Origin of the sequence: Bacillus sp. 5B6 (genome assembly GCF_000259405.1) — a bacterium.
Taxonomy (GTDB): domain Bacteria; phylum Bacillota; class Bacilli; order Bacillales; family Bacillaceae; genus Bacillus; species Bacillus velezensis.
Genome location: NZ_AJST01000001.1, coordinates 1,557,390 through 1,570,794, shown reverse-complemented (window position 1 = coordinate 1,570,794; position 13,405 = coordinate 1,557,390). Strand labels below are relative to the sequence as shown.

General features: G+C 50.4%; 1 protein-coding gene. It reads right to left on the bottom strand.

The features are described from left to right. Positions 1 to 9 precede the first annotated feature (9 nt). Positions 10 to 13,404, bottom strand: coding sequence for a type I polyketide synthase (locus tag MY7_RS07495; RefSeq protein ID WP_029325916.1), 13,395 nt, complete (start codon positions 13,402 to 13,404; stop codon positions 10 to 12). Between the last annotated feature and the right edge of the window lies 1 nt (position 13,405).

Genomic DNA, 13,405 nt, shown 5'->3' with positions numbered 1-13,405 from the left:
ACTCCTCTCTCATTTAAATGCTTTCCAGAACATTTTTTTCGCAGGAAGCTCTTGTTTCTCCGCCGGTGCGTCAGGCTCTTTTACCAGAGCCTTACGTCTTAATGACGGTACCGGCAGCGGCTTTCTTTTCATTCGGGTATCTTTTTCTTCCCAAGCTTCCAGAATGACGTGGGCGTTCGTTCCGCCGTCGGCAAAGCAGTTGATGGCTGCTGACGGTCTGGCTGCATCCCATTCGCCGGCTGTTTTATGAAAATGAAAATCTGTCTTTGTTATATCAAAATGCGGCATCGGTTCGTCTCCTGAGAGAAACGGAACCGTTTGTTTATGCTTCAGCATTAATACGACTTTAATGAAGCTTGCGATGCCTTCTGCGCAAAGCGGATGCCCGATGTTCGGCTTGATTGACCCGATGCCGAGCGGAACATGCTGACCTGAGCGGTATACGGATTGAATCGCCTTCAGCTCAAGCAAATCAGTTACCGCGGAACCCGATCCGTTTGCTTCGATATAACTGATGTCTTCCGGCTTTTTGCCGCTTTTGAAAAGCGCGCTTTGCATGACGTCTTTTTGCGCCTGCATATTAGGAGCTGACGGGCCTGCCGTTCTGCCGTCATTGTTCATGGCGGCGGCCTTAATGACTGCGTGTATCGTGTCGCCGTCTTTTTGCGCCTGGCTTACTGTTTTTAACAGCACCATGCCGACGCCTTCACCGAGGACAACACCGCCTGAACGCTTGTCAAATACGTGAAATGCCGGTTTTTCGTTTAACAGCCCGCGCTCTTGGAACATCCGGTGCGCCGCATCCGTGTTCAGCAGGCTGACGCCGCCAACTACCGCCGCTTTGATATCGCCGCTTCTCAGTGCCTGAACGGCCATGTTCATTCCTGTCAAAGCCGATGAACAAGCCGTATCAAGCACGATGCTCGGCCCGCGCAGATCAAAAAATTGCGAAACGTTTGCCGCTAAATAATTCTGCCCGCCCGCAACGATCGGGTTGCGGGTATTCGCAAGACTTTCAGGATCAGGCTGATGCTGGCTGCGGCCTCCGATATACACACCGGCTTCTATGCCCTTGATTTCTTCACGGGTATAGCCGGCATGGCACCAAAGTTTCAAGCTCTCTTCCAACACCGCCAACGCCTGAGGGTCCATCGCTTTCGCGTCGTTTTCCGGAATGAAAAAGAATTCGGAATCAAAGTGATCCATATTGTCAATCAATCCCGCAACGTATTGATTTGCATATCCGAAACGTTCCGCCGGGACGGAGCCGATTGCGGACCTGCCGCTTCTCAGCAAGTCCCAATATTGGTCTAACGATTCCGCTCCCGGAAAACGGCAGCTCATTCCGACGACAGCAATGTCTTCAGTTACGGCATCACGCTTTTGTTCAGTGTGAACCGTTTGTACGGCAGCCGGAACCAACATTTCTGTATCAGGTTCCTCCCTTTCTGTAAGCAGCGGCTGCCCATTGGATACAAGCCATTCGGCAAACGCGTCAATCGTCGGATGTTCATATAAAACAGATGGGTCTAAGTCCTCTTTGAGCGCTTGATTCATTTGCTGTAAAAGCTGCGCTAAAATGATCGAATCAACCCCATAATCCTGAAACGGTTCGTCTGTTTCCAGTTCTTCCGGAGCGATTTTCAGCTCATCGGAAAACAGTTTCACAAGCCACGCCTTCGTATCAAGAAGCAGGTCTCTGTCTGAATGTTTTTCCGCGGCTTTTTGTGTTTTCTCTTGACAGAGCAGCCTGTCAGGATGCCATTCGCTCCGATCAACGATAGCCGGCAGAACGGACGGGCGGATGTTTTCAGATAAAATGCGGTCCAGCAAGTCAAGTCCTTCCGCGTTGGACAGTCCCAGCAGCCCGGTCTGCTTCAGGCTTTCTGTGCGGACTTCACCTAATCCGGTTTCCTTCCAGTTCGGCCATTGAATGCTGACTAACGGATATTGATGCTGATGAGCCGCCGCGAAATAATCCATGTACGCATTTGCCATCGCATAATCCGACTGTCCCGCCGCGAGCGCCGGAACGACTGCAGATACTGAAGAAAATAAGACAAAAAATTGCAAAGGATCATTTGTGAAAAGGCTGCTTAATGTTTGAAGCCCGGCGACTTTCGGTTCAAGCACTTCTTGTATGTCGTCGGCAGTCTTTCTGATAAACGCCGGATTTACTGAATTAACCGATCCCGCACAGTGAATGACGCCGCCGATCGGTCCCATCGTGCGCCGGATCGTTTCAATTTCCGCTGCCGCCGCATCATGATCAGACAATTTCAGACTGATCACCGCCACTTGCACTCCTTTTGCTTCGAGCTCTTCAATCGCCCGGATCTTCTCTTTCAGCCTCGTATTAACGACTGACCGTTCATGACGGGGAGGAATCGGCTCCCTGCCTGTCAGCACTACTTTTTTCACCCCGTGTTTTTCTGTGAAATGGCGGGCGCATAAGAGACCCAGTCCCCTCGTGCCTCCGGTAATGAAAAGCACATGGTCTTCAGGAAACGGTGCGGGCTTCTGTTCTGCTCGCTTCCTGCTTGGAATCTCCCTGAATAAAGCACGGTATCTCTGTCCGTTTCGGCGGCAGATTTCCGGTTCTGTGCTGTCCGCCGAAAATTCATCTGCAATCTGTTTGGCAAGCGTCTGCTGATCCGTATCTGTATCGGCATCCATGTGTCTGGACGTCACGTTTTGATACTCATTTTGAAGCATTCTGTACAGGCCGCTTTTTGCCGCTCCTGCAAGATGAATCGTTTTCTGCTGAAATGGCTCCAAGCCTTTTGTTACATATAGCAGCGTCAGCGGCCGCGCTTGACAGCGGCTTGTATCAATCAGAGTCTGGAGCCTGCTGAGCCCTTCCAGTGAAGGGTCTTCGTCTCCGCATCCCGTCAGATCGATTGCGCCATCTATGTGATTCGAATCGCTAGCTGCAGTGTCAGCGGAATCCACCGGGAGAATGAATGAGTCAGCGAAATGCTTCGCAGTCTCTTCGGCTAGCTCCGCTGTTCTTGCATCAGCCAAAATCATGACCGTCCCCGTCCTGCCGCTTTTCTCACCGGCCGAATCGATCTCAGACGGAACCCATTGCTTTTCTAAAAGCACAGCCTCACGCCGGTCTTCTGTTTCCTGCGGTACGGCTTTCGGCTCAGGCAGCCAGTACGGCTCCTTCGCAAATGGGTAAGCCGGCAGACTGATTCTGCGGGGTTTTTCGCCTTGATAGAGTCTGTCCCAGTCCATCTGAAGCCCTTTGGCCCACAATTCCGCTATTTTGGCGTATTTTTTCTTATCGAACCATGACCTTACGAGCTGCTTCAGGTCATCGTCCGTTTCAAATGCTTTGATTTCTTTTTTAGCCGTTTTGATATGGGCTTCATATATCCCTTCACCCGTATTTCCGTTTACAAAATCGGTTAAACGGCTGATCAGTTCTTCTCTCGAACCGGCTGTAACCGCAAGACGGTAATCCATCGCATCACGCCCGGTTTGAAGCGTGTACGCCATATCTGAAAGATTGATATTCTGATTGGCTTTTGCAAATTCGATCACAGACTCGGCATAGGTTTTTACCTGGGGCGCTTTTTTCGCCGACAGCACAAAAATGTTTGTCTCATCAGGCTTACGGCTTCCCCGGTCTTTCGGCTGATACTCTTCGATAACGAGATGAGCGTTTGTGCCGCTGTAGCCGAATGAGCTGACACAGGCCCGCCGCGGCGCTCCGCCTGTTTCCCAAGGTTTGAGTTCAGTATTGACAAATAAAGGCGAGTCATCGAAATCAAAATGTTCATTCGGCGTGCTGAAATGAAGGGTCGGCACAAGCTGCTGATGCTTCATCGACAGCAGAACCTTCTGGACGCTTGCTACACCTGCTGCTGCCGACGTATGCCCAATATTCGATTTAACCGAACCGATGGCGCAAAATTGTTTGCGATCTGTTTTTTCCTTAAATACAGAAGACAAGGCTTCTAATTCAATCGGATCCCCCTGCTTTGTGCCGGTGCCGTGCATTTCCGCATAGGTGATGCTCTCAGGGTGGATGTTGTGCGCTTCATACACTTGGCGCTCTAAATCCATTTGGCTTTTCGCGCTTGGTGCGGTAATGCCGTTGGTTTTTCCGTCCTGGTTAATTCCAGATCCGATAATGACTCCGTAAATATGGTCTTGATCGGCTTCCGCATCTTTCAGCCTCTTCAAAACGAGCGCCCCCGCGCCCTCGCCGGGCACAAATCCGTTCGCACTGTTATCAAATGCTTTACATTGGCCGTCAGGAGACAGCATTCCGGCTTCACACATGCTGATGTATGATTCAGGCGTTAAATACAAGGTGACACCGCCGACAAGCGCCATGTCAATTTCATGATTCAACAGCGCCTGACGCGCCAAATGAGTCCCGACGAGAGATGAAGAGCATGCCGTATCAATCGGAATGGCCGGCCCTTTCAAATTGAGATAATAAGGCAGGCGGGCCGCCGCGATGCTGAAACTGTTGCCCGTCGCGCTTCCTCCTGTCTGATGTTTGTTTAACATCATGCCATATTCATTGTTCATAATCCCCAAATAAACGCCGCAATTTTTCCCGTTTAATTCTTTTGAGCTGTAACCCGCATCTTCAAAGGCTTTAAAACCTTCCTGTAAAAATATCCGGTGCTGCGGGTCCATAAGTTCCGCTTCAGACGGAGATATATTAAAGAACAGCGGATCAAACTCTTCGATGCCGTCAAGCATACCGATTGATCTGCAGTATACTTTGCCCTTCTTGTTTAAGGCCGGATCATAGTATTTGTTTACATCCCAGCGGGAAAGCGGGATGTCGCGAATGGCGTTTTTCGCACGGGCTAAGTTGTCCCAATACGTCTTTAGGTCCGGCGCATCCGGGTACTTGCCCGACATGCCGACGATGGCTATCGCGTCCGCTATCTCATCTTTAGGCTCCCGTTTGGCCTGCACCGGTTCAGGTTCCTTTTGAACCGTTAATCTCTCAGACTCGTCAGGTGTTTTCTCCTGCAGGGCATGTTGCTGCGTAAGCGGCTTTGGACGTACGGGAACCGCCTGTTTTTTTCTGCCGCGGACGGACGGCTGCGTACGCAGAAAATCGGCAAATTGGCGGATTGTCGGATAATCATACACTTTCGTTACGTTACAGTCCGTGCCGTACCGTTTATTGACGGCCTTTATCCATTCAAGACCGGTAATCGAATCCATACCCAAGTCAATAAAGGCCTCATCAATATCTACTTCATGCCGCTCCATGTACAATACATCAGCCAGTGCTTTTGATAACTCGTCATGCACCGCTTCAATCGGTTCTTCCGGTTCGGCGGAAGCTGCCGTTTCAGACATCGCCTCCAGAATATCCGCTTCTGCTTGTATCACATGCTGCTTATGAGCGTTTAAAGGCTGCAGCATGATGTTTGACGGTTTTTTCACGGCCTCTGTTTTCTGCGGTTCGGTTGCTTCCTCAAGGATCGGTTCTGTTCCGAGCTCTTTTTGCAAGAAGGCCGCAAACTGGCGGATTGTCGGATAATCATATACTCTCGTCACCGTAAGGGACGTGCCGTACGTTTTATTAACAGACTTTATCCATTCAAGACCGGTAATTGAATCCATGCCGATATCAATAAATGTGTCGTCTGCGTCGATATTGTCGGCATCCATATATAAAACGTCTGCCAAACTTTCGGTCAATACGGCACTTACTTTTTCAGCGGAAACCGCCGGACGGGAAACAGACTGTACGATTCTTTTCGGTTTCGCGCCGCTCAAAGGCTGCAATGAAATGTTTGACGGTTTTTCTTTGGCAGTCTCCTCGTGAAGAGTTGTTACTTCAATGACCGGTTCCGGGACGGCCGCCGGTGCGATCGGCGCAGACTGTGTTTCTGTCGGTCTTTTGACAGCTGCATCTGCTGATATGTCGATCCAATAACGGTCTTTTGCAAACGGGTAGGCCGGGAGACTGATTTTTTGCGGTCTGCCCAATTGATACAGCTTATCCCAATTCAGCGGAAGGCCCTTCACCCAAAGCTCTAATACCTTTGCGGCTTTGCCTTTTTCAAGCCACGCCTCAATGGTTTTTTCCATGTCCTCATCAGCCGCAAACAGCGCCATCGTGTCTTTATTCTGTTTGACTTGTCCGCGGTAGAGCTGGTCAATTGACTCCTTGCCGCCCGTAAATTCGTCAAGCTTCTCTTCAAGCTCGCGCAAATTGCTGACAATCATTCCGAGACGCTCTTCCATCGGTTCACGGCCGATTTGAAGTGTATATGCGATCCGGCTCAGATCCGCTTCCCGGTAACGCCCGCTCCGCAGCGCATCAAGAAGACGTTCCGCCCGTTTTTGAAGCCGTTGCTCATTTTTCGCGGAAAGGACGATCATCGACGGATGAGGCGCAGCAAAAGCCGTCTCCTTATCCTCATCAGCGGAATATTCTTCGATGACGATATGAGCGTTGACGCCGCCGGCTCCGAATGAGGAAAGTCCTGCGGTTCTCGGCAATTCCTTATCATTTATGACCGGTCTTTTCCACTCTTCAAGCGTCTGCTGCACTTTAAACGGCGTACTCGGAAAATCAATATTCGGGTTAAGCGTCCGGGAATGCAGTGACGGCGCAAGCTTCTTGTATTTCATTTGCAACAGCACCTTCGTCAGCCCCGCGATGCCCGCCGCGCTTTCACAGTGCCCGATATTGGATTTCGCTGAGCCGATGGCGCAAAACTGTTTATCTTGTGTTTGTTCTGAGAAGACTTTTGTCAGACCCGTGATTTCAATCGGATCGCCGAGTGAAGTCCCGGTGCCATGGGCTTCGATGTAGCTGACCGCCCTCGGATCGGTTCCCGCGTCTTTTAACGCCTGTTTGATCACCGCGGCTTGGGCGTTCGGATTCGGTACGGAATACCCGTTTGTTTTTCCATCATGGTTCACGGCCGTTCCTTTGATCAGGCCGTAAATATGATCACCGTCCGCTTTCGCTTTAGAAAGCGGCTTAAGGAGTACGGCGCCCACTCCTTCACCGGGCACATAACCGTCTCCGCCTTCTCCGAAACTTTCACATCTGCCTTTGCTTGATAAAAATCTGTTCTGGCCGAGCATCAAATATTTATTCGGATGAACGGATACATTGACGCCCCCGGCAAATGCTGCTTCGCATTCCCCGTTCCGCAAGCTTTGGCATGCCAGATGAATGGCTGTTAAAGAAGAAGAGCACATCGTATCCAGAGCCATGCTCGGGCCGTTAAAACCGAATACATAGGAAGCCCTGTTCGCAATTGATGACGGATTTCCGGTCAGCGCAAGCGATTTTCCGCGCGCCTGTTCTTCTGCTCCGTAAAGCTGATATTCCTCATACATGACGCCGACGTAAACACCGACATTGGCGCCAAGCAAATCACCCGATTTTTCCGTGAGCTTTTTGCGCGTGTAACCGGCATCTTCCATCGTTTCGTAGACACATTGCAGGAATAACCGCTCCTGCGGGTCCATCAATTTTGCATCCCGGGGTGAAATAGAGAAGAATTGCGGATCAAATTTGTCCACGTCTTTCAAAAATCCTCCCCATTTTCCGTACGTCTTGCCTGCTTTATCTTTATCAGCGTCGTAATAAAGACTGTGATCCCAGCGATCGTTTGGAATTTCGGTTATGCAGTCAGTGCCTTCACTCAAATTCTTCCAAAATTCCTGAAGATTTTCGGCTTGCGGATATCGTCCTGATATACCGATAATCGCGATATCTTCACGCTCCGTCAGCTGCTGATTTTTCCGCGTGTCTGGACGGACTTGCGCAAAGCCTTCTTTGCCTTCATTCCGTTTGGAAACGGGCTTTACTTTCGCTTTCTCAGACAGCGCCGGTTTGGCTGCAGGGGTTTCTTCTGTTTTCATCCCGGTCACTTCCAGCAGCGTGTCCCGGTGTGCTTTCATAAAATACTGCGCCAGCGATTCGATATTCTGGTACTCGAAAAACAATGTTTTTGACAATGAGCCGAAGCTCTTTTCCAGCCGGCCCGTCAAATGCATAATCATAATCGAATCAATACCGTAATCTTCCATAGGTGCCTTGGCGTCAATTTTGCCGACAGGAAGTTTGGTCACTTCCGAAAGCACTTGTTTCAAGAAATGCTCCGTTTTTTCTGCAAGCATGTTCTCTCCGCCTGCTGTAAGACCTGCCGTTTCTTCCGTTTCGCTGCCCTTATCCGGCTGATCATCCGCTGATTTTTTCAGAAACGCCCGGATTTTTGCGGCGTAGCCTTCCGTCACCATGACTTGGGATGTGTTTGCCGCCCACCCGCGGTACAAAGCCTGAATGCCGTTTCCTGTTTGCATAGGGACCATGCCGCTTTCTTTTGTCAGCATGGCTTCCGTTTCAGCATCAACCGTCATGCCGCCGTCTTTCCAAAGCGGCCAGCAGATTGAAAGGGTGTGTCCATAGCGTTCATTTCGGGCTTTTTTACGGTTTCTTTTTTCACTGAAGGCGTTCATAAACGCATTGGCCATCGCATAATCAGCCTGGCCCGCGCTTCCGGCGCTTCCGGCTCCGGAAGAGAAAAGAATCAGAAAATCAAGCTCAATGTCCTTTGCCGCTTCATCCAGATGAACCAGTCCGGAGACTTTCGGCGCCAGTACATCACGGATTTCATCCTGGTCCTTTTTCAGAATATAGTTGTCTTTTATCGTTCCGGCGCTGTGTATGATACCGTTTAATCCGCCGTACTGCCGGCAGATGTCCGCTGTGAGCGATTGAACTTCTTGTTTTTCCGTTATGTCCGTTTGTTTGTACACGGCTTGCGCGCCGAGATCGGACAGTTCTTGAAGCTGGGCTTTTTTACGGTTATCCAACAGAGAACGCCCCGTTAAAATAAGAACGGCGTCTTTTGCATGCCGGGCGATTTCTTTGGCGAACAAAAATCCGAGAGCGCCCGCCCCGCCAGTGATCAGATAAACACCTTTATCCTTCCACGGCTTTTTGGCGCCGAACTGTTCAAGCCCTGTTTCCTGCCATTGTGCCGTATAGCGCCTGCCGTTTTCATAGCGAATATACTTGTCATCAGGATGAGCGCTGCATTCTTTTACATATCGTGACAGCGTGTCTGCCTTGACGTCCGGCTCCAATTCAATCAGCTGGCCGGTCAGGTTCGGGTTTTCAAGCGCCGCTGTTTTCAAAAGCCCCGTTAAGCCGCAAAGGAGCTGCGTATCCGCTTCTTGAGGCACGACAATCTGAATGAGCTCGCGCCCGCCGGAATTTGAAGCGAGGATTTTCTTCACTTCTTCGAACGCCTGAAGCGCACAAGCTTCAAACCGTTCGTCTTCACTCTTATGCTGATCACGGAGCACATGACAGCTGAAGTCTGTCTGTATGCTGTTCATTTGATCCGTAAACCGGTCAGATATCATCACGTGACGGGCTTTGAAATGGATCGGCGCTTTTTCATGTACAGCGGCCTTCTCTTCCCATACGTGTTCAAAATATAGTGTATCTGTTTTATCCGTTTCAATTTCCCGTGCGGAATAACCAGTTATTTCCACACATACATTGCCTTGTTCGTCACATACATCAATATCCAGCTTCTGCACGGCATCTTCAGGCTTGCTTTCGCCGCTGTACGCAATGGATACCCACATATCGCTTTTACAGCTTTTCAACACTTCAATCTGTTCGAGAGCAAACGGCAGCATCGGGCGTATGTCAGTCCCGTCTCTGTCAAGCATTAACCCGATTGTCGCGTGGAAGGCCGCATCCAAAAGGCTCGGATGGAGGACAAACTGATCTTTTGTATGAGAAATAGATGACGGGAGTGAGAGCTTCGCGAGCACTTTGCTGTCTTTTGCATAGATTTCCGTGACCGCTTTGTGAGCATCCCCGTATTCAATCCCCATCTGTTTGTATGCCTGATAGCAAGCGTCAGGTGTGATCAGACGGCGTGACTCTCTTAATTTGTCAATCTCGATTTTGGCCGGTTCGCCCGCTCGGACAAACGCTGCGCTTCCTTGCGCATAGAGAACGGCCTCTTGTTCCGAGGAAGCCGATTCACTGTAAACCGTAAATCCCATCTCCCCATTTTCTTCGTCATAAAGACGGAGATACAGTTCTGCGGACTCATCCGCCGCTGTAAACGGACGTATCCATACGACATGTTTCAGACGGACTGTTCCTTCTTCCTTCGTTTCTGCCGCGTGTTCAACGGCCGCCCGAACCATTTCCAGATAAGCCGCGCCCGGTAACGTCCGCTCGTTTTTGACGATGTGATCTTGCAGGAAAAATTCTCCGCCGCTAAACGCAGAGCGGAAACGGACGCCTGACATGTTTGATACATTTTCATGCAGGAGCGGGTGCAGCATGCCTGCATTTTTTTGCGGCAGAGATTCTCTATTCTCCGCCTTCGGCACCCAATACCGTGTTTTTTCAAACGGATATGTCGGCAGGCTGATCCGATTCGGTTTGTTTTCACCGTATAAGAGATTCCAATCCATTGTTCCTCCGCCGGCCCACTTTTCGGCAATCATCTCCAGACTCCCGGAAGAAAGCCATTTATGTATCAAGTCTGGAGCAAGCTCTGCCTGTTTGCTTTTATCAGCTCGGTTCCGCCAGCACCCGCTGACCGTTTTACCTGCCAGAAAGCCTTCCAGCCGCTCTTTGAGCTGTGTCATATTCTGAGCGGTGAACGCAACCCGCTCCTCCATCTGTTCACGGCCGATCTGAAGTGTATATGCCGCATCCTCAAGCGGCAGGCCGGGATGAATAAATGCAGACAGCTTCGCAACGTACTCTTTTAGCCGTTCTTCATTCCGGGCTGAAACCGGAAAAATGAATGTCTGTTCTCCTGCCGGTTCAGCATTTGTTCCGAGTGATTCTTCCGGAATAAATTCTTCCAGAATGAGATGCACATTTGAACCTGTCGCCCCGAAAGAACTGATCCCAGCACGCCGGGGATATACGGTTTCGTTTCCGTTTTCCTTCACTGAAGGCTGCTGCCACTCTTCGGTATGATGCTGGACGTAAAACGGTGATTGTTCAAAATCTAAATACGGATTCAGCTCCTCGGAATGAAGAGACGGCACCAAAGTTTTATGGTGAAGCTGCAGGGCAACTTTGCTTAAGCCGCTGATGCCCGCCGCCGATTCCGCATGGCCGATATTGGACTTCACTGATCCGATCGAACAGAACTGTTTGTCCTGTGTGTACTGGCGGAACGCCTTGACAAGGCCTTGAACCTCAATCGGATCGCCGAGAGAAGTTCCCGTCCCGTGCGCCTCAATATAACTGACCGTGCGCGGATCGATGCCCGCTTTGTCCAGGCATTCTTCAATCAAATCGGCCTGCGCGACAGGACTCGGCACGGAAATTCCGCTCACTGTCCCCACGTGATTGACGGCACTGCCCTTTATCACCGCATAAATCCGGTCTCCGTCTTTTACCGCCTCTCGCAGCGGTTTTAATAAAACGGCACCGATTCCTTCAGCCGGTACATAGCCGTCTCCGTCTTTCCCGAATGTATGACAAACCCCGTCTGTTGAAAACATGTCCCATAAACCGTATGTCAGATATTTATTCGGATGCAGCGACAAGTTGACGCCTCCGGCAACCGCCGATTCACATTCCCCGCGCCGAATGCTTTCCGCAGCAAGATGAACCGCAGTCAGCGAAGATGAACAGACCGTATCGACCGCCATGCTCGGCCCGTGAAAATTGCAAAAATATGAAACTCTGTTTGCGATTTGCGCATAATTAAGAGAAAGCGGGAATACATGATCTTCAGAAGAAGCTTCAGCCCCGACCAACGTATAATCCTTATGCATCACCCCTGCGAAGACGCCGACGCGCTGTCTCTTATTCCGTCCGCGCGCCTCTGCGAGCGACTTCGGCGTATATCCGGCATCCTCAATCGTTTCCCAGCATGTTTGTAAAAACAGCCGTTCCTGAGGGTCCATTGTTTCAGCTTCCCGCGGCGTAATCCGGAAAAATTGGGGATCAAAGCAATCCGGATCATCAATAAATCCGCCCCATTTTGAAATGCTCTTCCCGGAAGGCGACTTTACATTTTCAAACCGGCGCCAGTCCCATCGAGACTCCGGAATTTCGGTGACACAGTTTTTTCCTTCTTTCAGGTTTTCCCAGAATTCATGAATATTTTCGGCCTGCGGGTAGCGGCCGGCCATGCCGATAATGGCGATATCTTCATCTTGCGGCACACTGCTTTTCCGCCTTTTTTCTGTTTGCGTCTCAACCGGCTTCTCCATTTTTGCCGGAGACGCGCTGAAATGGCTCCCGTACTGCTCAGTCAGGAAAGCCGCCAACTCTGCTGCCGTCGTATATTCAAACAGCAAAGTCGGAGAAAGGGTTTCGCCGATTTTTTCGCTGATCGTTTCGACGACGTCAAGCAGTCCGGACGATGTCAGCCCCATTTCATAGTAGCCGACTTGAGAATCAATCTGTTCAAGCGGCTTGCCGATTTTTTCCGCCATCAGATTCATGACATACCGCTCTGCTTCTTCATGCGGGTGTCCGCCTTCAAGCGATGCCGCAACTTCCGGTAAACCGGCTTTTTCAGGAGACTTCTCAGCAGTCTTTCGGTCTGTATTGATCAGCTCGGCATCCCGCACGAGCTTGCTTGTGAAATCTTTCAGCTCGGCTACTTTCCGGCCGGATGCGTTAAAAAACTCCAGTGTAATGTAAATAAGCTCCTTTTCCTGCCGAAGCGACGAACGTTTGATTCTCGTGATGCAGCCGGCCTGCAAAGGTTCGGAAGCTGTAAAAGATTCGTAGAAAAGAGGCAGAAACAGCCTCTTTTCCCCATTTAACAGCGATGAGATCAATAGGTTTGCGCCGACGCCGCTTCCGTCAAGAAGAGTCGGATGGAACAAAAACCCTCCGGCCTGTCCCATCGCGTCTTTTCCGAGCGATACATCAAAGGTGACGCCGTCCCGCTCCTCAAACACTTCTCCTTCTGCTTTCATATATCCGCTGTGAACCAATTCCTGGCTTCTGCATTGTGCATACAGCTCATTTAAATCAATGGTGCGTTCCGCCTCGCGTTTGACAGAGTCAAGATCAAGCGTGTCACTGAAAACTGCGGGTGCCGTCTCGTGCATTTCCGCTTTGACGTAAATGCGTTCTTCCGGCTGGACTCGTCCGCCGCTGACCTCAGCCCCTTTTGCGGTAAGTTTCCAGCGCCCTTCTTTTACCTTTGTACATTCAACCGTAAGCTTGACGGCGCTGTCTTCTTTCGCAATAAGCGGCTGATATATGGATAAATGGCGCAGCTGAAGCCCGTCGTATGAATAGCCGCGCTCTTTGAAAATCTGATAAAACATATCAATATAAGCCAATCCCGGAAGGACTTTTTGTCCGTAAACGTCATGATGTAAAATAAACGGATTTTTCAGCGATAAAGTGATTTGCTTATTGAAGTTCTTCACG